Here is a 26993-nt window from a genome sequence, read left to right as displayed (position 1 = left end):
AAACCATCTACTTATTTTAATAACTATAACAATATAATTATATGAAAAAAAGTATCTTATTGGGTTCCATTGGCTTACTACTGACCCTTGTAATTGGTTGCCAAAACAACGAAATTATTAGTCCAACCCCAACTACATCTGCCATAGGCACTTCCAACACCCCTTCAAATACTTCAAATACGATTACCAATCAATCAATTGCACCAGCACTTTCCAATCTCAATACCGCCACTGCAAAACCAAGTGCTTCTGATGGAGACTGCCCAGTAAGACTCCAGGGCACTTGGGTACTTACTGACGTATTGGACCACGAAGGCAACAGCACTAGTTGTGACATGATTTACGCACACCTTCCCGACACGCTAAGTTTTACCTATAATCATAACATTCGCTTAAATTGGATTGATGCGACTGGCTTTCATTTACTAGATTACACCCCCAACATTCCACATGAATGCTATCATGGCATGTATCAAGTAAATTGCACTGATTATTTGTTGGATGTAGCAGCATTGTATTGCTCTGATCCTAGTCCACTAGCCGCTCGATGCGGTCCTCCTCAATATGGGCGTTTCAGAATTTTTAGATTAAGTAATAATGTACTGATCTTAGATAGCTATGAAGTTGGCTGGTCGGCTGTAGATTACTATCCTATTCCTCCAGAATACATACAACGTTATATTTTTGAAAAAGTGTAGAAAGAATTCAGTTGCCCGTTAGCTACACTGTCACTACGTCTATTGAAATTAGATTAAACCACTTGCTACACTCAAACAAACACTTAGCCCGTTCGAGTGTAGCAAGTATTCTTTCTTTGAAATTAAAACAACTCCTTGGGAACAATCTCCATCTTACGCATTAGAAATGTTGCATTCTTATTTTTGGCAATGCCTCTATTTAGTTTGTAATCAAAACTCAATTCATCATTTTCAATAATACTTTCGAAACAAAGATTTTCGACTTGATCCGGTAAATCGTCTTGCATATTTCCTAATTCTAGATCATGTGTAGCAACCATCGCTAAGCAATTAAAGTCTAAAAAGTGTTGCACTAACAATTGAGACCCAAGCAATTTATCTTCAGAGTTCGTTCCTTTCAATATTTCATCTAAAATAATAAATGTAGGCTTCCCTTCTTTTAAGGATTGAATTATATACTGCAAACGCAACAATTCCGCTTGAAAATAAGAAGTCTGCTGGCTGATAGAATCCTGCACCCGCATAGATGTCATAATATCCATTATAGAACACTTAAATGAAGTTGCACAAACGGGTGCACCACATTTTGCTAACAACAAATTTATCGCTACACAACGTAAAAAAGTACTCTTGCCCGCCATGTTTGATCCTGTCACGACAAAAACTTTGTGTTGGCTTCCTAGTTTTGTATCATTACACACCCGTTCTTGCACAGGAATTAAAGGATGCCCTAAGGCTTCTGCATGCACATACAATTTGTCGGATTTTTCTAACTGAGGAAAATTCAATTCAGGATTATTATAATTAAAAGTAGCTAGACTAATCAATCCGTCCAACTCCGCTACACTATCCAACCACTTTGTCAAAAATTGTTTGTGTTTTTTCTTCCAAGCTTCTAAAGCAAACAAGCAATGCACATCGTACAAAATAAGTAGATTTAGCCCTAAACCTACAAATATATTTAACCGTTGATCGAAATAATCCACAATCTTAGTCAATCGACCAAAACCAGACTGTGCGGCTTTAGCCGTTTCTTTAATTTCATTCAATATCGCAGCATCTCCAAAATCTTCTTGATTTGCTAAGTCTAGCAAGGAAACATACATTCTTAAAATTTCTTGGCGCTTCCCTATTTCTGTGTGTTCTTTTCCTACATATTTGCTTTTTACGCCTAATAAGGCAAAGTTCAACGTCCCCATTACCACCAATGGAAGGTGATTAAAAGTTATGATAAAATAAACCAATGCGACAATAGACAACAAAGGCAAGATAATACGAGCAATTCTCCAAGGAATTGATTCTAAAAAAGCAACAGGAGCTTCCGTCCAAGCTTGCAAGTAAGCAATGTCATCCAAAGTATCTTCTGTAATTCTACCATTTGCCATAAAAGCTTGGCGAAAATCAACCTTAGGACTCAACACCTTCACTGCTTCTTGCTGTGTATAAATGGTTTTGGGGTTTTCAAAAGGTTGTTTAAATAAATTTGCCAGCCGTTCTTTTCCTTTTGCGGTTGAAGTTCGATTGACAAAAGCAAATAATCCTGCCGAACCAAACAAATCTAAATCTGAACAATAATCGTGTCTAGGATCATCAAATTCACCTCCTCCTTCAAACTGCGGTCGATTGGTTTCTAATGCCTTAAGCTCTTTCTCATTAATAACAACCAACTCATCAATCCTTCTTTTTTCATCAAAGTGACGTTGATGCAAACGAATGAAAAATATAAAAACAGGCAGCACTCCCAAGAATCCCCACCACCAATACATCGTTTCAAACTCTGAACTAAAAAATTGGACCAAACAATACACCATCAAAACAAACAAAGCAACTCGAATATTTCCAATTTGGAACATCTTACTTGCTTTCTCTTTTTGCTGTTTCAAGAAATCATTTAAACGTTCTTGATATATTTTTTCTAAATTCATTTTTATTTATTATCCTAATAATATCTAATATTACTCCGTTGAAAATCGTATTAGTTTGGTTAAGTATGAAATCACAATCAGTTGATACTTGCTCCAAATTTACCCTAATGTATAGTTAGTTGTATAGCAGTTTCCCCTATTACTATAACAAACTATTGTGCATGCATTCAATTTTAAAAATCCTCAATATCTCAAAACATGCTTATACCTACAAATATTCTTACAGAAACTGTACAAACTCGTCGACACATTCACCAATATCCAGAACTTGGCTCAGAGGTTTATCAAACAGTTGCATTAGTTCGACAAGAATTACTTGCGTTGGGCTTAGAAGTTCATTCCAATATAGGTAAAAATGGTTTATATGCCGATTTAAATGTTCCTAATGCAGGAAAAAGAATTGCATTGAGAGCAGATATGGATGCCCTTCCAATTCAAGAATTAGGAGATAAAAGCTATCAATCTACCATCAAAGGTATTGCACACATGTGTGGGCACGATGCTCATACAGCCATGCTTTTGGGCGCTGCTAAATTAATTGTTCAATACAAAGATCGACTTCAACATAATATCCGCTTTATTTTTCAAGCCGACGAAGAAAACATTCCTGGCGGAGCAATTCCCATGATTGAAGATGGCGTTCTAGAAGGTGTTGATGCTATTTATGGTCAACATGTTTGGCCAACCTTAGAGACAGGAAAAATAGGATTGTGTACTGGTCCTACAATGGGACAGCCTGATATTTTAGAAATAACCATCACAGGCAAAGGCGGGCACGCAGCTTACCCACACGACACTATTGATCCTATCATTATTGCGGCGCAATATATCAATGCAGTTCAAGCAATTGTAGCAAGAAATGTTTCTGCCTTAGATGCCGCTGTTGTTTCTTTTACTATCATCGAAGCAGGAACAGCACATAATATTATTCCTGAAACTATAAAGCTTTCAGCTTCTATTCGTACGCTATCTCTTAGCGTCAAAACAAATCTAAAGAAACGCTTGTATCAATTACTCGAACAAACTTGCTTGGCTCACGATGCTCATTTTGAGTTCAATTACTCCGATGGGCATGCACTGACCTACAATCATCCTGATTTGACCCAAAAATTAGTTCATTTGCTAGATCCAAAAAACTTGATATACCCTCATCCTCCCTCTATGGCAGGGGAAGATTTTGGTTATTATTCTCAGAAAATCCCCGCTTGTTTTATTTTCTTAGGATGCCGAAACGAAGCCAAAGGCATTACCGCTATGCTGCATAGTCCTTACTTTGATTTAGACGAAGATTGTCTCGAAATTGGGATTCAACTATGGTATACTATCGCCATGCAAAGCTAAGCTATTTTTGTTGCGCTTGTTCAATTTTGCCAATCATTACTGGTTAGATTTGCTAGCCGCTTATTTTCCCTATTTTTATTCTTATCTCAAAGACTGTTATCCTTCTTTTGGGGGTATAAAATTTCCCTTTCAAAAAAGTTATCCACATTTTACAACAATACTATTTTCTTTTACAAAAAAAAGTTTCAAAAAATTAATGAATATTTTTGTTTTTACACCCTTTTTTTAGTATGAAACTTTTTAGATCTTTTAGTATGAAAATGGCAAAAAACATAGCGAAATCAAGGTACTAAGTTAGTTATTCACAAAATATCTGTTGATAAGTGTTTTTTGAGCATATCATTTGAAGAATATTTTTATTTAAGTTTTAAATAATTGATAATCAAACCAATAAACTCTTAACATTAAAATAACACCAAAAGCCAATTTGGGCGATTGGAATAAAAACTATAAATTTGATAAGCACAAAAATTAACCCGGACAAGTACCTGTTAAATATTCCTTTTTAACTTATTCACGAGATCATTTCACAGAGACTTATCCACAACAAATTGTTTTAAATCAAATGAATAATAAAGAATTAATTCTTACAGAGAGTGACGATCGTTTTGTTTTGTTTCCAATTCAACATGATGCAGTATGGGAAATGCGAAAAAAAGCCTTGGCTTGTTTTTGGACTACAGACGAAATTGATCTAGAAGCAGACATCGTTGATTGGAATGAAAAGCTAAATGACAATGAGCGCCATTTCATTAAACATGTCTTAGCATTTTTTGCAGCTAGTGATGGCATTGTTAATGAGAATTTAGTTTTAAATTTCTACAAGGACGTGCAAATTGCGGAAGCGCGTTCTTTCTACTCTACCCAGATACAGATTGAAGATATACATGCAGAAACGTATAGCCTTTTAATAGATACCTACATCAGAGATACCGAAGAAAAAAATGGTCTATTCAAAGCCATGAACACCCTTCCTTGTGTTCAGAAAAAAGCTAAATGGGCTTTAAAATGGATTGATGAAGCACCATCTTTTGCTCATCGCTTGATTGCTTTTGCTGCGGTAGAAGGTATTTTCTTTTCAGGTAGCTTCTGTGCTATTTACTGGCTTAAAAAACGTGGTCTAATGCCTGGTTTGACGTTCTCTAATGAGCTTATCAGTAGAGACGAAGGGATGCACTGTGATTTTGCTTGCTTGTTGTACTCTATGTTAGAAAACAAACTAGACAAAAGAGAACTTCAAGATATTATTACTGAAGCGGTTGAATTTGAAAAAGAATTTGTAACCGATGCGCTTCCTGTTTCTTTAATTGGAATGAACTCAGGTCTGATGAACGAATACATCGAATTTGTAGCAGATCGCTTGTTGGTTTCCTTGGGCAACGATAAGGTTTATGGCACGGCAAATCCTTTCTCTTGGATGGACTTAATTTCCTTGCAAGGAAAAACCAATTTCTTCGAAAAACGTGTGGGCGATTATCAAAAAGCTGGCGTAATGGCAGATCGTGAAAAGCAAACGTTCTCTCTAGACGAAGATTTTTAGCAAAATGAATTGGTAAGAAATCATTGTTTTAAACGCTATCTATTTTTTCTTACACAACTTCTCATAGTCTGCCAACTGACTTCACGTAAGCACTAGTTTGTTGGGCAGGCTATAATTATAACAAAAAGAAACAGATCAACTTGTTAAGTGGCTATTGAAGCAGCTGAAAGCTTTCTTTAGAATAGTCACTCGTCCAATCTTTGCCCTATACCAAAGGTTTGATTATTGGGCGTCCCAAAGTATTACTAGTATTCACTACTAGATTGTTCCACCAAAATACATGCGTGAAGAAGCGCATGGACATCAAAACAAAAAAAATGCAAGTACTAAAAAGAAATGGAAAAAAAGAAGATGTCTCTTTTGATAAAATCAAAAAACGCATTGAGTATCTATGTAACGGTCTTGACCTTCGTTATGTAGATTCTATTGAAATTTGCAAAAAGGTTATCCAAGGTTTATACGATGGTGTTAGTACAACTATCTTAGATAATTTGGCTTCTGAGACTGCTGCTACTATGGCTACTCAACATCCTGATTACGCAATTTTGGCAGCCCGTATATCGGTTTCTAACTTACACAAAAACTCTAACAATTCTTTCTCTAAAACAATGAAAGCATTGCATGAGTATATTGATCCTAAAACAGGAGAAAATGCCCAGTTAATATCCAATGAAACATTTGATATTATTTGGAAAAATCGCAAAGTGTTTGATACGGCTATCAAACATGAGAATGATTATGAATTTGACTACTTTGGTTTTAAAACCTTGGAACGCTCTTATTTGTTGCGCATGGATGGTAAAATCGTAGAACGTCCTCAATATATGTTGATGCGTGCTGCCATTGGCATTCATGGACAGGATATTGTTTCTGCAATCCAAACCTATAGTTTGATGTCCGAAAAGTGGTTTATCCATGCTACCCCAACTTTGTTTAATGCTGGAACTCCAAAACCTCAATTGTCTTCTTGCTTTTTGTTGAGTGCTACCGAAGATTCCATTTCTGGTATTTTTGAAACCCTAACACGTTGTGCCAAGATTTCTCAGTCTGCCGGTGGAATTGGATTGAGCATTCACAATGTTCGTGCACAAGGTAGTTATATTAAAGGAACAGGGGGTACTTCCAATGGTATTGTTCCTATGTTGAGAGTATATAATGATACGGCTCGTTATGTTGACCAAGGAGGTGGGAAGCGGAAAGGTGCTTTTGCGGTTTATCTAGAACCTTGGCATGCTGACATTTTTGATTTCTTAGATCTTAAAAAGAATCACGGTAAAGAAGAAAAACGTGCTAGAGATTTATTCTATGCTATGTGGATTTCTGATTTATTCATGCAACGTGTAGAAGAAGATGTAGAATGGACGTTGATGTGTCCTAATGAATGTCCTGACTTGTACAATACGTATGGTGAAGAATTCGAAAAATTATATCAAAAATACGAAGCAGAAGGAAAAGGAAGAAAAACAATCAAAGCGCGTGAATTGTGGACCAAAATTCTTGAGTCTCAAATTGAGACTGGAACGCCTTACATGTTGTACAAGGATCACGCTAACTCAAAGTCAAACCAAAAGAATTTAGGTGTTATTCGTTCTAGTAATCTTTGTACTGAGATTATGGAATATACCTCTAAAGACGAAGTGGCTGTTTGTAACTTAGCTTCTATCTCTTTACCTAAATTTGTGATTAATGGTAAGTTCGATTTTGACAAACTATACGAAATTACTAGAATAGTTACTCGCAACTTGAACAAGGTTATCGACATTAACTATTATCCTGTACAAGAAGCCTACAATTCTAACATGCGCCACCGTCCAATTGGTATTGGTGTGCAAGGTTTGGCAGATGCCTTGATTTTAATGCGCTATCCATTTGATAGTACAGAAGGAAAAATGCTTAATAGAGCTATTTTTGAAACGATGTACTATGCTGCCGTAACAGAATCTGCTGAACTAGCAAAAGAAGAAGGTCCTTACCAATCTTATGAAGGCTCTCCTATTAGTCAAGGAATTTTGCAATTTGATATGTGGGATCAAACTCCTTCCTCAAAATGGGATTGGGATAAACTTCGCGCTAACATCAAAAAATATGGTGTTCGCAACAGTTTATTATTGGCTCCAATGCCAACAGCCTCAACATCTCAGATCTTAGGTAACAACGAATGTTTTGAACCCTATACTTCTAATATCTACACTCGCAGAACACTTTCGGGTGAGTATATTATTGTTAACAAGCATCTGCTGAAAGATTTGATTGAGCTGGGCTTATGGACAGAAGAAATCAAAGAGCAATTGATGGCTGCTAACGGATCTATCCAAAATATCAAAGAAATTCCAGACGATATCAAAGCGCTCTACAAAACAGCGTATGAAATTAAGCAACGTCATATTATTGACATGTCGGCAGATAGAGGGGCATTTATTTGTCAATCGCAAAGCTTGAATTTATTTGTAGAAAATCCAACATTTGCTAAATTAACATCTATGCATTTCTATGCATGGAAAAAAGGATTAAAAACAGGCATGTATTACCTAAGAAGTAAGGCAGCTGTTGATCCTATCAAATTTACATTATCAGCTAAACACCAACAAAAATTTGTTAAGGCGGAAACAGTTGATCCTGCCAATACGGATGAAGGTATTTCTTGTAGCCTAGATAATCCTGACGATTGTCTAATGTGTGGTTCTTAATAAAATGTCTTTTGTTTTGATAGCAAACAAGAATTAAAACGCACCATATAAAGGCGAGCAACTTCTTAGGGTTGTTCGCTTTTTTTTGTTAGTAGCGAGTTATCAAATTTAGCAATTGCCTCAAAATTCTTGGAATAAGAAATCTTTTTTGTTCTATGACAAAAAAGAATTACTTTAGAGTATGCAAGTATACTCAACATTACAATTAGGCGAATTTCATCCTGTTTTTTGTGAAGATTTTTTATACTCAAAACAAATTCATCAAGACTGGTTAGTTGCTGGAGTCATGGATGGATGTTCTTCTGGCAAAGACAGTCATTTTGCGGCGACTCTATTTGGCAAAATATTAAAAAAAATCCTACAAGAATTTCCTTATCTAGCACTTAAGAACGCCAAATGGGAATTGGAACAGCTTTCAATACAGCAACTATCTCATCAAGTACTTTGTCAATTTTTTTCGCTCATTCAAACTGAAAAAAATAATCTTTTTTTGGAAATAGAAGAACTAGTCGCTACTTGTCTTATCTTAGTTTATCATTACCCAACTCAAAAGGCTTTGATAACCGTCAGTGGAGATGGCGTTGTAGCCATCAACGATCAAATTATAGTGATAGAACAAAATGACAAACCTGATTATTTAGCTTATCACTTACATAAAACATTTGATCAGTGGCTGACCAATCATACCACTCAATATAGCTTTGAGCAAGTAACTAACCTAGCCATTTCAACAGATGGTATTCTGAGTTTTGCGAAAAACAATACGGAAACAGTCTACGAAATTGACCCTATTAGGTATTTAATGCTTGATACAGATTTCAGTCAACAAGACAATATGCTTGACCGAAAATGTCTTTATCTAGAACAAGAGTATGGATTAAAACCTAATGACGATGTAGCAATTATTCGGCTATTTTAAATCCAATAAGGCTTTCGGAGGGCTCAAAACTCTAAAAATGATGAAGGCTTGGGAACTTTCTAGAGCAATTCTTCTTTTAAGAAGACGTAAAAAATCATATTAACATCATTTTATTTTCATGTTTCAAGCAACTCTAAAAAACCAGATCAACGAAGACATATCTATTTTAGTGCAACTAGATAACCACTCTTGGAATTACCTTTGTGAATGTGGTGACGCTAGCAATTGGACTGTTAAAGAAGTTCAAAATATCAATGCCGTTTTTATTAGCCACACGCACATTGATCATTTTGTAAATTTTGATATGGTCATTCGACATCAAATTGGAATTCAGCGCAAAGTTGTTATTTGTGGTCCTAAGGATATTGCACAGCAAGTTCAAGCCAAATTAAAAAGCTATACTTGGAATTTAATTGAGTCGGGGGCGGTTGTATATGAAATTCGAGAGCTAATTTCTGAAAATGAAATTAAGGTATTTGAATTGGAACCACCCGTTTGGGAATTAGTAGAAAAAAATCCTCTCTATAGCAATATTATTTTCCAAGAAAAAAATTTTACTGTCACTGGCATTTTACTCGACCACAAAATTCCAACTTTAGCTTATTTGTTCAAAGAAATAGATACCGTCAAAATCGACATTCAAGCCAGTGGGTTTCGTGGTGGCAAATGGGTTCGAGAACTAAAAGAAGCCTTTGAACAAAAGCAAACAGAAAGAATAATTATTGTTGAAGACCATCAATATCAGGCCAAAGACTTATTTCATTTGTTGCATCTACAAAAGGGTGATTCATTGGGAATTATTATGGATCATGCTGCTCATGCAGAAAATCACAGGAAAATTACAAGTCATTTTTCCGACTGCCGCCAAGTTTTTATAGAATGTTTTTACAAAAATGAAGATAAAGCTTTTGCCGAAACAAACTACCACAGTTATGCTGCTATGTCAGGAAAAGTAATGCGAGAAGCAAATGTTTTGCAGCCTGTTCCCGTTCATTTTTCTAGAAAATATGGTCCAGAAGATATCGAGCTATTGATACAAGAATTTAAAGCTGCGTTGTAATATAGTACAACATTAGCTCGTTGGCAATTAACGAGCTAATATTCTAAATTGTTTTAATATTCAAATTCCATATTGGGTTTGGGAAAACCAAACAGGTGCTTTTCTCGAATGTATTTGGCTACTTTTTGAGAAACAAATTTTGTCCATCCTTTCTCGTTCTCTCGCAACATTCTCAAAGCTTTGATGGAGTATATTTGCAATAAATCTTCATTATAACTTTCGATATCAACGACATGCCTATTTTCTACAATATGCTTGTACAAATATCGAATCCCATCAGGAATAGGTAAATTGCGGCACGTCATCAATTCGCTTCCTCCCTCGTTGTAAGCAGGATAAACATAAACCCGAACATTGCGTGTAAAAATTTCTCCATAAGAAGTAATCAACCGACCATCTTTATTTCGATAATATTTGCTATTTACAATATCTAACAAGCCCTTTGCACTAATGACAATCCCCAACTTGGCCACTCTATAATCTGCCAAGTAATTAATCAAACGCTTGTATTCGTTACAGTTTGTAATCATCACACATTTTCCCAGATGATTGAGCAAAGAAGCCCGATCTAAAAAATCCTGTTCCTCTACTTTCCCTGTATCTCGACACAAATCTTTTAACGTAATTTCAGCCAGTATGCTAGTTCCCCTTGTTGACAAATCTGCCTCTGCACTAAATTGTTTTGTAGCCGACTCAAACCGATCTAACGTCCTCAAAGTAGCAGGTCTGAAACTACCTCGAACAACCAAAGCATTGTGCTTATACATAAATTCTGAAGGATGAACAGGCACGCCTTTATTATTAAACATAGCCACATCCGTCATTTTTTGCTTGACCAGCTCCAAAGTAACTAGGCGATTGTCTATGTCTATAAATTGCGGTCCTGTCAACCTCAACATATCTATTTTGACTCGGTTTTGGATTCCCTCTAACAAAGAAGCCATTAATTTGGTATAATCTCCATAATAGTAATAAGACCCATATATCAAATTAACGCCCAGCATTCCCACTGCTTGTTGTTGCAAAGCAATATCATTATCCAACAATTCAATGTGCATTACAATATCATTAGGTTCTGCTTGCGGATGAAGCTGAAAGCGCAACCCAAGCCAACCTTGACCTTTGTTTGTTTTGTGATAATTAATTGTTTCTACGGTATCGGCAAACGCAAACAAACGAGACTCAGGGCGCGTGTTACTCAAACGGTCAAGCATTAAATCATATTCATGGTCTAACATTTTGTACAATCTAGATTCGCAAACATAACGCCCCGATTGCTCTGCTCCATAAATATCATCACTAACTAACTTGTCGTAAGCCGAAATTGTTTTTGCAATTGTTCCTGAGGAAGCCCCTGCCTTGAAAAAATACTGCGCCACTTCTTGCCCTGCACCGATTTCTGCAAAAGAACCATAGGTGTTGCTGTCTAAGTTTATTTCAAGTGCTTTTTGACGGGTTTCAAGAATTTGTACTGCCATAAATAATGTAAAAATTTGATTGATTTGCTTAATATTTTTTAGAGTCTACTAACCTATTTTGCTTCGAAAATAGTAAACCAACTATTAATTTTCGAATATACTAAAATAAAACCGCTTATAAAATTAGTAGTTCGTGGATTTTTTGCTTTACCCTCTCTCTCTTCAAATTACTCAATAAAGTTGATTCCTTTGAGTACTGTTACAAAACCAATATACTTCTTTGCTAATTTGATAGAATTATACGGTAGAACTTATTGTAAACGAGACAATATTACCTATCTTAGTTCTCTTATTTCTAATTTAGATTAACACGCTCATGCCATCCAAATTTTCCCTTGTCCTACTTCTATTTTGGACCATATATACACAAGCTCAAAATAATACTGACAGCCTTGTTCAAGCCTTGCCCAGTATGCCTAATGATAGCAATAAAGTAATTGCTTATCAAACAATTGCACAACAATATTTAACGACTCATTTGGACTCTTCTGTTGTTTACGCTAAGCAGGGGCTTCAGTTGGCAAAAAAACTAGGTCTTTATCAAGGAATTATCCGTTGTTTAAATGTAACAGGCAATTACTACGAACGCAAAACAGATTATCCTACCGCTTTAGATTATTATAACGAAGCACTAGAAATTTGTGAACAACACGACTACACGGCAGGTTTTGCTATTGTACTCAACAATATTGCGATTATACATACCAGAACAGGAGCACACGAAAAGGCATTAGCACTTTATTTTGAAGCATTAAAAGCCGAAGAACAAACCAACAACCCTAAAGGAATTGCTCAAGCATATAACAATATTGGGATTGTTTATTATTATCAAAAAAACATAGATAAAACATTAGAATATTTTGAAAAAGCAATCGCCATTGAAGAACGTCTAGGAGATATTGAAATTTTAACTAAAGGTTATAACAATATTGGAGCATTGTACAACTACCAAAAGAAGTACCAAAAGGCTCTAAGTTACTATAAAAAATCCTATACGCTTAGCCAAAAATTAAAGGACAAACAGGAAATGTCTATTAATCTTAACAATATAGCTGTCGCCCATCATAGTTTAAGAAATTTGGACTCTGCGGTTATTTATCACAATCAATCTATACAATTGCGAGAAAAATTAGGAGACAACAGAGGGGCAGCTTACTCGTACCATAATTTTGCGGCTGTTAGTAAAGATCAAGGCAAACCCAAAGAAGCAGAAAGGTTTTACTTAAAAAGCTTGGCTTTGTCAAAAGAGAAAAGCTTGAGAGAAATTGAAATGGAAACCTATAAAAGCTTAGCCCAATTATGGAGCGAACAGCAGCAATTCCAAAAGGCAAATGAGTATCTTAATTTGCATATTAATGCCAAAGATTCCATGATTAATGAGCAAAGCACCCAAGCTATTGCTGAAGCTGAATCAAAATACCAAGCCGAAAAAAAGGAAAAAGAAATTTTATTGCAACAAGCACAAATTGATCAACAAGCCTTAGAGATTAACCAAAAAAATATCCAGCTGCTTTCCTTGGGGAGTATGGCTGTTATTTTGATCTTGATTGGAGTTTTAATTTTTAACTATTTGAGACAACGCAATCTACAGCTTCAAAAGGAACATCAACTGAAAGAGGCCATGGGAAAAATAGAAACTCAGAAAAAATTAGCCCAACAACGGTATCAAATTTCTAGAGATTTGCACGACAATATTGGAGCTCAATTAACTTTTATTATTTCCTCTATTGACAACCTAAAGTATGCCTTTCAATTAGAAAATTCATTGAGCAAAAAGCTTAAAAAAATTACAACCTTTACCTCAAATACCATTCAAGATTTGCGAGATACCATTTGGGCAATGAACAAAGATGCCATTAGCTTCTATGATTTAAAACAACGCATTAATACTTTCCTAGTCGCTGCTAAGGATGCCACGCAGCATATTGATTTTCGTTTTATCATCAACGATCAACTGCCTGTTAACGGCACTTTGTCTTCGGTTGAAGGAATGAATATTTATAGAATCATCCAAGAGGCCTTGAACAATGCCTTAAAATATGCCGAAGCAGATCAAATAGAAATTAGTATTAATAAAACAAACGGTACGCTCTATTTTAAAATTTGTGATAATGGCAAAGGTTTTGACGTAGCTAATGCCACCTTAAGCAATGGCTTACACAATATGCGCAAACGTGCCCAAGAAATGGGCGCTGATTTAGAAATAAACTCTCAACTGAACGTAGGAACTTTTGTCACTCTAAAACACGTTGTGCATTAAGAAACGGCTTCTTATCTCATTTTGTCAACAGAGCCCCTAGAAGCCACGTAATTTGTTTTTAACCGATAATTATTGACAATGCCCATTCAAATTGCTATCGCAGAAGATAATATCTTCTTGTTACAAAATATTAAAGAAAAATTATCTTTTTTTGATGACTTACAAGTAGTTACCATTGCTACCAATGGCAAAGAATTAATGGAAAAATTGGAGGGCAACTTTCACTTGGATTTGATCTTAATGGATATTGAAATGCCTATTATAAATGGCATTGAAGCAACGGCTAATGTCAAAAAGAAATACCCACAAATTAAGATTGTTATGTTAACGGTTTTAGACGATTATGATAGTATTTTTAAAGCCATACAGGCAGGTGCCAACGGCTATTTGTTAAAAGAAATCAATGCTTCTGATTTGCACAAAAGTATCTTGGAAACCATAGATGGAGGTGCTGCAATGACACCAGTTATTGCTCAAAAAGCTTTGCAACTATTGCGAAACCCCAATCTAAAAAAAGCTAATTTTAATCAAGAAGAGATCAAACTAACCAAGCGAGAAGTTGAAATTTTAGAACAGCTCAGTCATGGTCTTTCTAATACAAAAATTGCTACTAATTTAAATCGTTCTCCCAAAACCGTTCGCAATCACATTGAACGAATCTACAAAAAGCTACAAGTGCATTCTAAACTTGAAGCGGTTCAAAAAGCTAGAAATAATTTTATTATTTAAGATTGCTGTAGAATTATAAATAACCATATAAAAAGATTTCTATAAACTTTAAAAATACTCATGAATTATCTATTTGTTGATAAAAATCCACTTATGATTGAGGCTTGGAAAATAGCCTTTGATTCGTTTAAAAATGTTCAAATACTTGAAGGAGATATTACAACTATAAAATGCGATGCACTAGTAAGCCCTGCAAATTCCTTTGGCTTCATGGACGGAGGAGTTGACTACGCTATTTCAGTCCGTTTAGGGTGGGATTTTCATCGTAGACTTCAAAAGGAAATCCAAGCATTACCTGAAGGAGAACTATTAGTAGGCAAATCCCTTACCTTAAAAACAGGAGATGCTCACATTCCTTATTTGATATCTGCTCCAACAATGCGAGTGCCCATGAGTTTTAATATTGCTACCTCTGTCAATGCGTATTTGGCGATGAAAGCTGCTTTGATTGCAGCTAAGAACCATCCATCCATTAATTCTATTGGTATTCCTGGTTTTTGCACAGGCGTAGGAAGAATGTCTCCTAGTGTTTCTGCCAACCAGATGCTACAAGCCTTTTGTGAAATTGAATTAGGTCAAAAAACAACTATTAATAATTTTGTCGATGCTCAAAAAGCTCATTTCAAAATTAATCCCCAAGGCAAAATATACGATTAGATACAAGGCTACTTGTGCCCAATAATCTCCACAAGTTTTAAAAAATTCGTTTGTAAATATCAAAATGGGGCAAATGCCCTATTTTTTGGTTGTGCATCTTGCTATATCTTTGTAATAACAAATACCAATTACATATTCTTTTAAATAGTTGCTTTTTACAATAGTTAGTTGCGCTGCTACTTCGTGGTCGTTAAAACCACGACACAGTAGCAACGAACCGAGCTATGCGAGCTCACACAAAGCTACCACATAAAGCATGCTATTTACAACCAAAAATTACCTAAAATGAAGAACGTATTTTTTTTCTTGGCAATCAGTGTTCTATTTATCGCCTGTATCAAAGATCCTTTTGCCCCTACTACCAACAACAACAATGGTACACCTGCTACTCCAAATGCTTGTCCTAACGCTGATGGAGCATTGTGGGCTGTAAAATCAGTCACCAAACAACAATCTGTTCCAAATGTTCCAGCCTTTGAAATTACAGTTGGAACAGGCGTTGGTTTTTTCACTTCCAACGGGCTTTCTGCTGCTACTCCCACTCGTGTTTCTATCGGTGACATAAAAGTCAACGGTACCAAAATGGACTATCAAGGAGAAACCTATCTTGCAACAGCAAGTGCCTCCCAAGCAACAGGTATTGACTGGTCTAATGGCGTTTCATGGGAGGCAACTGGAGACAATGGCTATCCAGCCTTTACTCACACGCCAACCAATAACTTTCCTACTGTTACCGAAATTACTAGTGGCGATGTCGTTACCAAATCTTCTGGCTATACACTAACTTGTAACACTGTGTCGGGTGCCGATTCTGTTCTATTTTTAGTTGGTGGAGTACACAAGACAATGGGACCTAACGCTACTTCTTGTACATTCACAGCAAACGAGTTGAGCACCTTAGACAATGGAACCAATCTAGTTCAAATCGTTCCTTACACTTATAGTTCGGCTGTTTTTGGAGGCAAAACCATCTGTTTTGGCAAAGAAATGGTACAACAACTTTCTGTTACTGTTCAGTAATTTTCTAACCTCAGTACTCTCTCCCTAGCCCCATTTGTTCGCTTAACCCTTGTAGTATAACAACCCCAACTTGTTTATTCAAGTGGTTGGAGCTGATCAAAATTTACATGCCATTGTTGTTTTATGTATTTGGTAGCACAACAATGTGCAATAACAGATTCACTCTTATTTAGGGTGAATCTTTTTTATTGTAACGTTTTGAGTAATCTCTCGTAAAAAGAAGTTTTAATCTTTATACAATTCTTTCCAATTAAATGATATGCCTTCTTTAGAAAAAGAACTTGCTAAGACAATTGATGATTTAATTCAACAATCTTATCATGTGTTTGACAAAGAAAATACGACCCCAAGTTTGCAGTTATTAGAAAAAGCTTGGGACTTACTCCCACTCCCCAAAGAAAACTGGCAAGAGAGTTATTATATCGCTCAAAATATCATTCATGCGTATCTCCAAGGTAAAAATATAGAGCAAGCCATAGCCTATTTACCAACCTTCATGCGTTGCGACCAACAAAATAGAAATTATGGCGAGAGCGAATTCTTAGCCGGTAAACTTGCCTTTGATCGTGGTCAAAAAATAGAGGCTTTGGATTATTTTATAATTGCGGGACACAAAGGAGGCAAACGTATTTTTAATGGTGTAGAAAATAAAAAATATAAGAATTTTTACACCAATCATCCTTCTACAGCTGCAAAAATTAAAGCTTATAAAGTCTCCTTAAAGCCGAAACAAACAACTCCTGACATAACAAGCTTAGAGCCAACAGCATATCCTATTTTCAGACAATTAGAACAAACAAACACAGAAAAGATTTGTCGGATTGCTTATAAAGATAAAAGTGTCTGGGTGGAAATTGGAAAGCCGCCAAAGACAAAAATTACAATTAAAACATTTTCTACACCAGCAGAAGCGATTCAGCACTGGAAAAAGAAAGAAGTAGAGTGGCTAAAAAAAGGGTATATTTATAGAAACCCCAATGCTATGGCGGGCATGGCTACCATGCATCGTTTTATTGGAACAGGGTATACTGGGGCACTTTCTTTTGAACCTAGTACAGATGGGATTTACGTTTCCAAAGTTGGTTGGAACAACAAAACTCCAAAAGAATTGATTAAGGACACACTTATTTTGATAAACAGATCTGGCGTTATTAAAGAAGAAATAGATTTGCCAGCTGCGCTTCCTTGGGATATTTGTTACAATGCCTTGCATCATTCCTTGTTTATCTATTTAGACAAACGTATTTATCAATACAATATCCATCAACAAACATTTACGCCATTAAGTGCCGCCAAAGATTGGGAACACAAGCAACTTTCAACGGCTGCTAATTGTCTTGCGTTTAGCACTAAACAACAACTTTTATTGACCAACAATATTTCAAATCTCCATCAGAAAAAATTTGACTTAACCATCCCCAGAAGCAATCCTTCTTTTGCCTTAACTCTTTCTTCCGATGCTCAATTATTAGCCATTCAACGCCGACAAAAAACGCTAGATATCATAGATTGTAATTCCTTACAAACAATTATAACCCTAGACGTCAGCACTAAATCCATCGGTCAAATGGCTTTTACAAAAGATAACAAAATGGTAGTATTCATTGACATGGAAGGCTACTGGAACGTTCGCTTCTTTAGTTTGGAAACACAACAAGAACTGTTTTTTAAAGACATCCAAATTCCACCATATGAATATGCGTTTTATTTTGCCTTCAATTCAGACAATTCAAAATTAGCCATTACTTATAGAAATACAGTCAAAATTTTTGATTTTCAAACCCAACAGTTTTTGCACGAGTTTCAGTTTGAACATTCGATCAAAAAAGCCTCTATTAAGTTTGTTGGTGACTTACTTGGCGTTCGTACTGATTATGGCTTTTTTAGCCTTTATAGAGTTTAGTCATGTTCAATATTTCAACAATTGGCGGCAAGATTAGGCAAATCGAAAGATTATTTTTTTATCGTTGCTTAGAATAGTAGTTAGCATTGTTACTCCCTACGGTCGTGAGCTCGCATAGCTCGGTTCGCTGCTACTTCGTGGTCGTTCGCTTTGTTACTCCCTTTGGTCGTGAGCTCGCTATGCTCGGTTCGCTCATGACCTTGGACTTTTGTGCTATATTGTTAGAACTTTTTCACTGCATTTTCTTTTCCACTAAAAATAAATACCTTTGTCTGTTGTTACTTCACTCATCGTAGTAATGTAACTATGATCCCAAATCCCGATTTTTAATCCTTAAGCAAGTTTACAGATAAAATCATATGGCAAAAAAGAACAAATTTTATGTAGTATGGGAAGGGCATGAAACTGGAATTTTTAAGACTTGGAAAGAATGCCAAAAACACATCAAAGGTTATGCAGGTGCCAAGTACAAATCTTTTGGCAGTTTAAGAGAAGCGGAAGATGCTTTTGCGGGCAGTTACTTTGACGCAATCACTCCTAGTAAAAAGAAAACAATTGACCCTAGTTTGGCAGGAACGCCAATTTGGAAAAGTATTGCCGTTGATGCTGCTTGTAGTGGCAATCCTGGATTGATGGAATATCAAGGTGTTGATACAAGTACTGGCAAACGATTATTCCACGTAGGACCTCTGCAACAGGGAACCAATAATATTGGAGAATTTTTAGCTTTGGTCCATGGGCTTGCCTTCCTAAAACAACACAATAGCAATCTACCGATTTACACCGATTCAAAAATTGCTATGGGATGGATTAAAGCAAAAAAATGCCGCACCAAAGTTGCCAAAACCAAAGCCAATGTTAAAATTTTTGATTTGATTACTCGTGGCGAAAATTGGTTAAAAAACAATAGTTTTGAAACAGAAATTTTAAAGTGGGAAACCAAAGCTTGGGGGGAAATTCCTGCCGATTTTGGTCGAAAATAAGTCCTTCGATTTAGAATTCCGCTAAAGAAAAAAAATTAGAGAAATTTTGAATTCTAAACTAGCTGGTACCAAGCACTGCTTTTCACTTCTTTTTTATTATATTTGAACTTTATTGCCTAAACCAAATTTATAATTTTTATAGCAACCATTACCTTTACTTTCCCTGATGATTTTTTTAAGCATCAACATCTTAGATCGCTTTGCTCTAAATCGTGGATTTCATCCTCCATCATCAAGCAAGTTTAGTAATGCTCGTTGCCTTTTCGATATACAGATACAAGTAATCGTTCAGAAAAATTACCATGTCCTTCTTTGAGGGATAATTTTTGTGACCTTTTATTTGTAAACCGCTAGTTAAAAGAAAGTTGATAGAAGATTTATGATTGCAATACAAATCCAACTAAATGCCAACTTATACCTTAGAGACCCTCAAGAAACAAAGTTAGGCAAAAGAATTATTGAGCATAGCATTATCTTAATTGATAAACTGGGATTTGAGAAATTTACGTTTAAAAAACTAGCTACTCAAATAGAATCTACAGAAGCCTCCATTTATAGATACTTTAAGAACAAACACAAACTCTTAATTTATTTGGTTTCTTGGTATTGGGAATGGATGAAATACCAAATTGACTTTAATACAATGAACATCGAAGATGTTGATAAACGTTTAAAAATAGCTTTGTCTGTTTTGGTTGAATCCTCTCGCAAAAACCCTGCAATTAGTTATGTCGATGAAAATCTATTGCATAATATTGTGGTAGCTGAATCTAGTAAGGCTTACCACACCAAACTTGTGGACAAAGAGAATAAAGAGGGATATTTTACCAATTACAAAGTGCTGTGTGAGAGTATTTCTAAAATTATTTTAGAGAAAAGTCCTTCTTATCCTTATCCCAAAGCCTTGGCTTCTACTCTAATTGAAATGGCAAATAATAATATTTATTTTGCACAGCACTTGCCCGCTCTTACTGATATTAAAATTCCTGATAACGGAGAGTTAGAAGAAGTTCAGCGTTTGTTAGAGCATTTTGCCTTTGCATCTATTGCCGCTGCCGTTTAGATGATCCCTTGCCCTATTCATTGTTGATACAAATAGTAGCTGTTATGAAAATAATATTCATTATTCTTTCTTTCTTGATCTCTTGGGAGACGCTGAACGCTCAAAGTGAAGCCATACGAGTGGCATGGAACCAAGCTAAAGAACTTTGTAATGCCCAAGAATATACCCAAGCCAAACCTTACTTATTAAATGTTTATAAAGAAATGCCTCGCCCCTTGTGTTGCTACTGGTTGGCAATGGCTTATGACCTTGAGGAACAACCAGACTCTGCTATTTTTTATTACAAAACGTGTATCCAAAACAGTCCTAAAAAGCCTCAATTAGCTGCTTGGGATAATCTGATTCGCATACAATTGCGTCAATTAGATTTCGCTGCCGCTTATGCCACTGCTTGGGATGCGTTACAAAAATATCCTGGCAATAAAACATTGATAGAGGAATTTAAAGAAGTCTGCAAATGGTCTTATTTTATTAATCATTTAGATTTTCCCAAAAACTATCTAAGTAGCACTGTTGCCCACAAAGAATATGAGGTTAAAACAATTACAGAACAAGAATTGATTGTTAAAAATATTCGTGATGATAAAGGTCAATTCCTTCATGTTGGCAATCGACAGTACAAAGGGACTTATGAGATATGGAAATGCAGTTATAACAGCTCTAAAACACCTGTAGAAATTAAATTTAATTTAGCAGATCACGATATTGATAGACAGCTCGAATCCCAAGCTACCACAGCAAAAGCTGCTTTTAATGATACCAACAACTCTCTTGATATCCGTCTTGGAGCTTTACTCACATTGCTTCCTCTTTCAGACAAACAGGTACTTGATTTGCTCGCCAATGACCAAGAGGCTATTCGACTTTGTACTTGCACCGAAGTAAAATCTACTAGCTCTAAAAAAGTAAAACGTAGTTGTTTATCCGACAAATCAGAGTTGGTTAGAACTACTTGTGAGCAGCTAGATGCTTTTAAATAAAGTTCTTGTTTATTGCTCTAATAAATAATCGTTCAGAAAAAACTATATAAAAAACAACCTTCTTTTTGCGCTACTCTTCATCGAAACATCTTGCTTTAGCCCGCTACCACGCAGTAGCACCGCAGGTAAATCTGCACTTTTTCTCTTTGACTAGCACTAAAAATAAGTCTATTTTTTTAGCTATATTTTTTTCTGCCCACTTACTTAAATAAAAATACATTATATCCTTCATAGCCTTGCCTCACTAGAGACAGGGCTTTTTTATTTCTGACACACTCCGTAAAAATACCTACTTTTCCAAAACAAGTATTTTTCTCCTACCACATCTCAAATATAAAACAGACCTTCACTGTTCTAACATACTGATAATTAATCGATTAAAAATCGATAACACTTAAAACATAAAACACTAATTATCAACTAAATACAAATAAACTTTCTTGGGTTTTTGCTAAGAGAAGTAAAAAATCAACCAACTACTAATAATAGTATAGTATATTTTTATTATTTTAACAATACATATACTACTTATTAACAACTAGATAACTAAAACCCAACCACCTATTCTTCAACCAACAACCAACTACTATGAACAACATCACAATTAAAATCGGAAGCGCACTATTTTTTCTATTTGTAGCATTAGCCGCTTGCAACGAAACTCCAGAAAAACCCAATAAGGAAACTCCTCCTCCTAAACTAACATTAACTGCCAATGGCTTTGCACCTGTTCCAATGCCAGCAACACTAAGCACAGGTGAGCCATTTCCGACAGATTCTACTACTGTCAACGGTTGGGTTTTAAAATCTGAAGTTGATGGCAATAATTTAGAAACTAATGAAAGTATTATCCAACACGGTTGGGGGCTGTGGCAAGCTTTAACAGAAATAACCTCCGAAATACACGATGGTCAACCATTAAGGCGTTTTGAAACTTGGTACACTCCAGAAGACATTATCAATGCGTATAACTTAAAAAATAAAAATTCGGATGCGCAATTAATCCATGTAAAACGCAATAGAGGTAAACTGACGCATTTCAACCAATTTACACATGGAAGCAACAAAATGGACCCTTCAGATGCTAGTGTGCTTGGTTTTGTAAAATACGATCCCGCAGCCGCAGAACATCTTTACGAAAAGAAGCTGTTTTATAAATCTGTTTTAGAAAGTTATAAAAAAGAAGGTGAGTTGGCTGCTATTCCAGAATTTCCGTTGGGTGGCATTGCCTTAAAACCAGTGTTCTCTACCCTAGATACGATTAATCCTGCTACTGGGAACTATGTTTTGCAAGTCTGGCCTGGTGAAGGTGGTAACAATGAACGCTCTTGGAGACCCTCTGATTGGGGAAACACAGTAGAAGTTACGATTGATGGTCAAACGGATGTTGCCAATCGTATCTATTCGATCAATGACTTTATTCATTTTAGAATAGACTCTACACAAGCTGCTGAAATTAAAAACAATCCTCAATTGCCTGGTGAAAACCCTCAAAAAGGGAACTATGCTATTTTAGTTGGTATGCATGTGACTTCTAAAGAAAACGTTCGTTGGACTTGGCAAACTTTCTGGTGGTCTGAAAATGCAGATCAACCACAGACACCAAGTTCTCCTTTGATTGCAGGGCTTAGAACTAATGCGGGATTAGATGCCGCAGCAAATCATTACGCAATGGCTGTTGCTTATAATATGGTGCAAAAAGCACAGCCAGACACAGGGGGTTCCAATCAAGATGTAACTTCTGTTTATGCTTACAACCCTTATTTAGAAGCTGGTTTTTCTAGTAGCCAATTTACACATGGTAATCAAGTCATCTCAGATACCTATGGTCCAGATTATGCCAAAATTCAAGGTAATTTAAACAACTGGGGTATGCAAACCAACTGCATGAGCTGCCATATACAGGCTACCGTACAAGGTGGTGCGGGCTATGTTGCCGATCAATATGTTGATATGCAAGCTCCTTACTTTAAAAGCACCGTCACCTTAGATTTTGCTTGGAGTATTGAAGGTAATATGATTGACGACCAAGGAAATCCTATTCAATAGAATAGGTGATTTTTACTCTAGGCGATATAACCAACCATAACGTTATATCGCCTAATTTTTTATTGCCATACAAACCAATAGAAATACAATAGTATTAATTGAATGGTAACAATACCATAAATAGGCAATTTAAACGCCCATTTTTGCGTTTTATGCCTCCAAACCTGCATGCCTAACAATACCCCTAGACTTCCTCCAACCGCAGCAGCAATAAAGAAGTGTTTTTCAGAAGTTCGCCATTCTTTTTGATTTGCTTTTTGTTTGTCCCACCCCATTCTTACAAAAGAATACAAAGAGGAGGTTCCAATCCAAATTAAACTCAAGGTAAATAGCGTCATTTGTTTTTAGTCATTTCAATCATTAGCAATATAAAATTTCACATATAGAAATTAAAAACCATTCTGTTCTTAAATATCTAACAACCCTTCTGGTAAATCCATGATGACAACTTTCTCACTTTTATCAACAGAGATAATCCAAGCTGCTCTCAGAGGGACTAAAATTTCTTTTTCACCATCGTGCACAGTTGCCATTTCTTGCTGAGGATACTCATCGACATATTTTATAACTCCAGCTTTCCCAATAGCTTCTAAGTGCAACTCATAGCCTTCTAAGTAGCCAAATTCTAATCCTGTGTCATTAATTTCTTCTTCTGTCAAAGAAATATCGTCTCGACGCAAATATAACGGCTGACTAGTGAATAGGCTTGCCGCTTCTTTGGTATCAATATCTTCAAACTTAAAAATCAGGGTTCCTTTCCCTCTCAAATACTCAATAAAATAAGGTGTTTTTTCGCCCTTAATTTCAACAAAAAACGCCTCTACATCTGCCACATCATTCCAAAAACGCTCGTCAATATCTCCTTTGATTTCACCGTTTAAACCATGTGGTTTTCTAAAACGTCCAATTTCAACGTAATCCATTTTCGCTCTAATAATTTTATAAAACCTTTCTATTTTATTTTTGTTATAATTATGCTTACAAAGATTAAAAATACTTGCGTATCTTTGTATAGTGTCTTGTTTATTTTTTAATAAAAATACTGATTTTCCAATTTATCAAGGCGAAAAAAACGAGCATACTCGTAGGGCTTTGAGTCTTTTTTCAACGCAGAGAAATTGGAAAATGCTATTTTTTAGCCATACAAATTAATTCGTAATAATGTCTAATAAAAGACAGTAGATCCATTCTGATTCAAATCAGAATTTCAATTATTACTAGATACTTTATCGTAGTATTTCGTTGATTAACTTGCTACACTCCTTAGGTGCCAGTACAGTACTATATCAAGAAAATCAGAACTTTTTATCACAGCGTATCGCATTTAAAACCAATAAGTCAATGAAATGGAAAGAGCTTAACAATATCAATGATCTAGAAACTGCTTTAAAAGCCTCTTATGAACAACCTGTTGCCCTATTCAAGCACAGTACACGTTGCTCTGTTAGTTTGATGGCTAAAAAGAGTGTAGAACGTTTTTGGGATTTGGATATTGACGCTTATTACTTGGATTTAATCGCCCACAGAGATGTGTCGAACGCTATTGCAGATCAACTAAATATAGAGCATCAATCGCCTCAAATGATTCTAGTCAAAGAGGGAAAAGCTATTTATAATGCCTCGCATGGTTCTATTGATGTTGATACTATGGGAGATTTGTTATAGCGCTGCTATTTTTTTTAAAATGTTAACGATCCATATATTAGGCAGTTGAAATTGTTTTCGCTGCCTTTTTATATGTTTAGATCCCTCTAAAGAGCCCAGTTGTTAAAATTTTGATTTGGAAAATTCAAAATCTTGTTACATTTACACCTAATATCAAATATTCTTGAATTGAAGGCAAAACAGATTTATTTAAACTCTGAGAATCCTTAAAAAAAATTATCGTTACAATATTCTGTCTATCTTAAATTAGTAGTTCGTTAATTAGCTTCGCCACTACTCCGTGGTTTCAACGAACTATTGCTAAATCTAAACCTATGAAAACTATTTTCCTTGCAGTCTTATGCCTTTTTTCTACATTTCTTCTATCTGCTCAAGATGATGAAGGAACTTGGGATGCTTATATGGCTGCTTACGAAGATGACAACCCCGGTTCTACAATATTGCGAATGGACTTAATAGAAAAAGCTCCATTAAAAGAATACTCTAAGTTATTAATAACAGGCGTTACTTACAAAAGCAATAGAGAAGATGGGTTTCCCGACAAGGAGATGCTTCAAACGCTTTATGAGATAAATGATAAACTAGAAGCTTTATTAAAAAAGCATTTTGAAATTATCTATGTTGGCAGTTTTACATATAATTATGAAAGATTAGGATATTATTATATCAAATCAGATAAGAACTTAGAGAAAAAGCTTCAAAAATTTTATAAAAAAAATTACCCTGGCTTTAAATCGCAGATCACCATTAAAGAGGACATTGAATGGAAGGCTTATACTGAATTTTTATACCCTAGTGAAGAAATATTGGGTTATATGTACAATAAGAAAGTTGTAAAAGCTCTTTACGATGCAGGGGATCTATTAACAGAAAAAAGAAGAATTGATCATTGGCTTTGGTTTCATGATGAAACAAAATTAAAAGAGTGTATATCTGAACTTGAGCAACTAGGTTATACAATCGAAGGCTATAAAAAAGTAGAAGAACGAGAAAATTTATATAGTATCCAAATTTGGAAAAATGGCTTGCCTGATATGGAGAATATTAGTGCTGAAACCTCCAGTTTGCAAGTATTAGCAAAGAAATATGATGGAGAATACGATGGCTGGGAAACAATTGTTGTAAAAAAATAAAGATGCCATTCCGAATCTCTTTAATCACTACAAGCCCGCAGAAAAAAGAAAATCTGGTACATCTGACTTTTGCATCAACACCAAATCACCTATTTCATTTTCATGGATCAAAACCATACCTTCATTGGGACGATTTCTTAGCTCTTTTGCAAAGCTATGTGCTACAAAAACGACTTCTTGATTAACCAATTCTTCTACATCATATAAGCGTCCAATTCGGCTAACTGTTTTATATTCTTGACCATCAGCAAGTACCGTCAAAGCAATAAAACGTTTGGTTCCTTTTATCTCAGTTGCCTCAATAATTTGCCCTTCTTGAAAGCTTACTTCTGCATAATAATCTGCATTAATAGCCCTGCGAATAGGGTAATTCAAACGACGAGTTAACACTTCTTGCTGTAACCATAAATCTTGCAACTGCTCTGTTGGAGTTTTGCTATTGCAAATCACTCGAACAGGAAATCCTTCTGGCACATAAATCTGAGCAATAACTTGATCTGTTAGCACCTCTCCTTTTACCGTAATTCTCTGATCTACTTTGGGCATATAAATCCTCAAAATTTCGTTCTTTCGTCTCCCTCGAACACTATAATGTCCTTTATGTGCCAACTTTCGTAGCAACTCATCGGACATACTAAAAGATTCTATCTGCGTGAATGTCCGCACAATTTTTCGATCCCAATCAATAATTTCATAGGGAATCTGCAAATCAATCAAAATCGTATCGCTATTTCTTAGGGAAAAAGAGCGTACATATTCTTTCAATAATTGCGCCGACATTATCTGGCTAAATAGGAATAAATTAATAAGAACAAGAAAAACTTTCTTCATTGCGGGAATCTGTATTTTGGAGTGTTGCCCAACTTATGTTAAGCAAGAATGACTACTCCAAAAGAGTAATCA

22 protein-coding genes are annotated in these 26993 nt (G+C 35.6%); 17 read left to right on the top strand and 5 right to left on the bottom strand.

The genetic code is table 11. The annotated features are described in order from the left end of the window. Positions 1-41 precede the first annotated feature (41 nt). Positions 42-698 (top strand): hypothetical protein, encoded by a 657-nt coding sequence (locus QP953_RS15585; protein ID WP_309551671.1) that lies wholly within the window; start codon positions 42-44, stop codon positions 696-698. 122 nt (positions 699-820) lie between these two features. On the opposite strand, the gene QP953_RS15580 is transcribed toward QP953_RS15585, so the two are convergent. After that, positions 821-2623, bottom strand: coding sequence for a MutS-related protein (locus tag QP953_RS15580; RefSeq protein WP_309551669.1), 1803 nt, complete (start codon positions 2621-2623; stop codon positions 821-823). Between the two features lie 198 nt (positions 2624-2821). On the opposite strand from QP953_RS15580, the gene QP953_RS15575 reads away from it, so the two are divergent. From QP953_RS15575 to QP953_RS15555, 5 genes are all read left to right on the top strand, one after another. Continuing rightward, positions 2822-3964, top strand: a complete 1143-nt coding sequence (locus QP953_RS15575) for an amidohydrolase (protein WP_309551668.1) — start codon at positions 2822-2824, stop codon at positions 3962-3964. A gap of 565 nt (positions 3965-4529) precedes the next feature. Beyond that, positions 4530-5504, top strand: coding sequence for a ribonucleotide-diphosphate reductase subunit beta (locus QP953_RS15570; protein ID WP_052593121.1), 975 nt, complete (start codon positions 4530-4532; stop codon positions 5502-5504). Between the two features lie 317 nt (positions 5505-5821). Continuing rightward, complete coding sequence (locus QP953_RS15565) at positions 5822-8191, top strand: ribonucleoside-diphosphate reductase subunit alpha (RefSeq protein ID WP_052593398.1); 2370 nt, start codon at positions 5822-5824, stop codon at positions 8189-8191. A gap of 181 nt (positions 8192-8372) precedes the next feature. Further along, positions 8373-9110, top strand: coding sequence for a protein phosphatase 2C domain-containing protein (locus QP953_RS15560; RefSeq protein ID WP_309551666.1), 738 nt, complete (start codon positions 8373-8375; stop codon positions 9108-9110). A 118-nt stretch (positions 9111-9228) separates the two neighbouring features. Further along, positions 9229-10170: a hypothetical protein gene (locus QP953_RS15555; protein ID WP_309551665.1), complete on the top strand. Its 942-nt coding sequence runs from the start codon at positions 9229-9231 to the stop codon at positions 10168-10170. Positions 10171-10223: 53 nt separating this feature from the next. Here QP953_RS15555 and QP953_RS15550 read toward each other — a convergent pair whose 3' ends face one another. After that, complete coding sequence (locus QP953_RS15550) at positions 10224-11648, bottom strand: hypothetical protein (protein ID WP_052593115.1); 1425 nt, start codon at positions 11646-11648, stop codon at positions 10224-10226. 316 nt (positions 11649-11964) lie between these two features. Between QP953_RS15550 and QP953_RS15545 the strand changes: the two genes are divergently transcribed. The 9 genes from QP953_RS15545 to QP953_RS15505 all read left to right on the top strand — a co-directional run bounded on the left by QP953_RS15545 (position 11965) and on the right by QP953_RS15505 (position 23292). After that, positions 11965-13908 carry a tetratricopeptide repeat protein gene (locus QP953_RS15545; RefSeq protein ID WP_309551663.1) on the top strand — a complete coding sequence of 648 codons (1944 nt, stop codon included), beginning with the start codon at positions 11965-11967 and terminating at the stop codon, positions 13906-13908. Between the two features lie 78 nt (positions 13909-13986). Further along, positions 13987-14637, top strand: a complete 651-nt coding sequence (locus QP953_RS15540; RefSeq protein WP_309551661.1) for a response regulator transcription factor — start codon at positions 13987-13989, stop codon at positions 14635-14637. Positions 14638-14697: 60 nt separating this feature from the next. After that, a complete protein-coding gene (locus QP953_RS15535) occupies positions 14698-15294 on the top strand; it encodes a macro domain-containing protein (protein WP_052593109.1) in 597 nt (198 codons plus the stop codon). 285 nt (positions 15295-15579) lie between these two features. Beyond that, positions 15580-16314, top strand: coding sequence for a hypothetical protein (locus QP953_RS15530; protein WP_052593107.1), 735 nt, complete (start codon positions 15580-15582; stop codon positions 16312-16314). Positions 16315-16573: 259 nt separating this feature from the next. After that, the gene (locus QP953_RS15525; RefSeq protein WP_309551659.1) at positions 16574-18217 is read left to right on the top strand and encodes a WD40 repeat domain-containing protein; all 1644 of its coding nucleotides are present in this window, start codon (positions 16574-16576) and stop codon (positions 18215-18217) included. Between the two features lie 359 nt (positions 18218-18576). After that, positions 18577-19200, top strand: coding sequence for a viroplasmin family protein (locus QP953_RS15520; protein WP_052593103.1), 624 nt, complete (start codon positions 18577-18579; stop codon positions 19198-19200). Positions 19201-19579: 379 nt separating this feature from the next. Then, entirely contained in the window at positions 19580-20263 is a 684-nt protein-coding gene (locus QP953_RS15515) for a TetR/AcrR family transcriptional regulator (protein WP_052593101.1), read from the top strand. A 44-nt stretch (positions 20264-20307) separates the two neighbouring features. Beyond that, complete coding sequence (locus QP953_RS15510; RefSeq protein ID WP_309551657.1) at positions 20308-21243, top strand: hypothetical protein; 936 nt, start codon at positions 20308-20310, stop codon at positions 21241-21243. 588 nt (positions 21244-21831) lie between these two features. Beyond that, positions 21832-23292: a hypothetical protein gene (locus QP953_RS15505; protein ID WP_309551655.1), complete on the top strand. Its 1461-nt coding sequence runs from the start codon at positions 21832-21834 to the stop codon at positions 23290-23292. A 59-nt stretch (positions 23293-23351) separates the two neighbouring features. Here the strand turns inward: QP953_RS15505 and QP953_RS15500 are convergent, their stop codons facing one another. Then, positions 23352-23630, bottom strand: coding sequence for a DUF1294 domain-containing protein (locus QP953_RS15500; RefSeq protein WP_052593095.1), 279 nt, complete (start codon positions 23628-23630; stop codon positions 23352-23354). 69 nt (positions 23631-23699) lie between these two features. Further along, a complete protein-coding gene (locus tag QP953_RS15495) occupies positions 23700-24215 on the bottom strand; it encodes a ribosome maturation factor RimM (RefSeq protein ID WP_052593093.1) in 516 nt (171 codons plus the stop codon). Positions 24216-24633: 418 nt separating this feature from the next. Here QP953_RS15495 and ytxJ point away from each other — a divergent pair, with 418 nt between their 5' ends. Both ytxJ and QP953_RS15485 read left to right on the top strand, forming a co-directional pair. Then, the gene (gene ytxJ / locus QP953_RS15490; RefSeq protein WP_052593091.1) at positions 24634-24957 is read left to right on the top strand and encodes a bacillithiol system redox-active protein YtxJ; all 324 of its coding nucleotides are present in this window, start codon (positions 24634-24636) and stop codon (positions 24955-24957) included. 314 nt (positions 24958-25271) lie between these two features. After that, on the top strand, positions 25272-26090 hold the full coding sequence (locus QP953_RS15485; RefSeq protein WP_052593089.1) for a DUF695 domain-containing protein: 819 nt from the start codon (positions 25272-25274) through the stop codon (positions 26088-26090). Between the two features lie 27 nt (positions 26091-26117). Here the strand turns inward: QP953_RS15485 and QP953_RS15480 are convergent, their stop codons facing one another. Further along, a complete protein-coding gene (locus tag QP953_RS15480) occupies positions 26118-26921 on the bottom strand; it encodes a hypothetical protein (protein WP_081909447.1) in 804 nt (267 codons plus the stop codon). Between the last annotated feature and the right edge of the window lie 72 nt (positions 26922-26993).

This window comes from Aureispira sp. CCB-E (assembly GCF_031326345.1).
GTDB lineage: Bacteria > Bacteroidota > Bacteroidia > Chitinophagales > Saprospiraceae > Aureispira.
The sequence above is the reverse complement of the archived record's forward strand: the minus strand, read 5'-3'. Positions and strand labels throughout refer to the sequence as shown.

Excerpts from the sequence above, each read along its gene's own strand:
- QP953_RS15560 (WP_309551666.1), top strand. The coding sequence starts at position 8,373 with ATGCAAGTATACTCAACATTACAATTAGGCGAATTTCATCCTGTTTTT.
- QP953_RS15500 (WP_052593095.1), bottom strand. The coding sequence starts at position 23,630 with ATGACGCTATTTACCTTGAGTTTAATTTGGATTGGAACCTCCTCTTTG.
- QP953_RS15555 (WP_309551665.1), top strand. The coding sequence starts at position 9,229 with ATGTTTCAAGCAACTCTAAAAAACCAGATCAACGAAGACATATCTATT.
- QP953_RS15525 (WP_309551659.1), top strand. The coding sequence starts at position 16,574 with ATGCCTTCTTTAGAAAAAGAACTTGCTAAGACAATTGATGATTTAATT.
- QP953_RS15520 (WP_052593103.1), top strand. The coding sequence starts at position 18,577 with ATGGCAAAAAAGAACAAATTTTATGTAGTATGGGAAGGGCATGAAACT.
- QP953_RS15550 (WP_052593115.1), bottom strand. The coding sequence starts at position 11,648 with ATGGCAGTACAAATTCTTGAAACCCGTCAAAAAGCACTTGAAATAAAC.
- QP953_RS15575 (WP_309551668.1), top strand. The coding sequence starts at position 2,822 with ATGCTTATACCTACAAATATTCTTACAGAAACTGTACAAACTCGTCGA.
- QP953_RS15565 (WP_052593398.1), top strand. The coding sequence starts at position 5,822 with ATGCAAGTACTAAAAAGAAATGGAAAAAAAGAAGATGTCTCTTTTGAT.
- QP953_RS15530 (WP_052593107.1), top strand. The coding sequence starts at position 15,580 with ATGAAGAACGTATTTTTTTTCTTGGCAATCAGTGTTCTATTTATCGCC.
- QP953_RS15515 (WP_052593101.1), top strand. The coding sequence starts at position 19,580 with ATGATTGCAATACAAATCCAACTAAATGCCAACTTATACCTTAGAGAC.
- QP953_RS15580 (WP_309551669.1), bottom strand. The coding sequence starts at position 2,623 with ATGAATTTAGAAAAAATATATCAAGAACGTTTAAATGATTTCTTGAAA.
- QP953_RS15480 (WP_081909447.1), bottom strand. The coding sequence starts at position 26,921 with ATGAAGAAAGTTTTTCTTGTTCTTATTAATTTATTCCTATTTAGCCAG.
- ytxJ (WP_052593091.1), top strand. The coding sequence starts at position 24,634 with ATGAAATGGAAAGAGCTTAACAATATCAATGATCTAGAAACTGCTTTA.
- QP953_RS15540 (WP_309551661.1), top strand. The coding sequence starts at position 13,987 with ATGCCCATTCAAATTGCTATCGCAGAAGATAATATCTTCTTGTTACAA.
- QP953_RS15510 (WP_309551657.1), top strand. The coding sequence starts at position 20,308 with ATGAAAATAATATTCATTATTCTTTCTTTCTTGATCTCTTGGGAGACG.
- QP953_RS15570 (WP_052593121.1), top strand. The coding sequence starts at position 4,530 with ATGAATAATAAAGAATTAATTCTTACAGAGAGTGACGATCGTTTTGTT.
- QP953_RS15485 (WP_052593089.1), top strand. The coding sequence starts at position 25,272 with ATGAAAACTATTTTCCTTGCAGTCTTATGCCTTTTTTCTACATTTCTT.
- QP953_RS15535 (WP_052593109.1), top strand. The coding sequence starts at position 14,698 with ATGAATTATCTATTTGTTGATAAAAATCCACTTATGATTGAGGCTTGG.
- QP953_RS15495 (WP_052593093.1), bottom strand. The coding sequence starts at position 24,215 with ATGGATTACGTTGAAATTGGACGTTTTAGAAAACCACATGGTTTAAAC.
- QP953_RS15505 (WP_309551655.1), top strand. The coding sequence starts at position 21,832 with ATGAACAACATCACAATTAAAATCGGAAGCGCACTATTTTTTCTATTT.
- QP953_RS15545 (WP_309551663.1), top strand. The coding sequence starts at position 11,965 with ATGCCATCCAAATTTTCCCTTGTCCTACTTCTATTTTGGACCATATAT.
- QP953_RS15585 (WP_309551671.1), top strand. The coding sequence starts at position 42 with ATGAAAAAAAGTATCTTATTGGGTTCCATTGGCTTACTACTGACCCTT.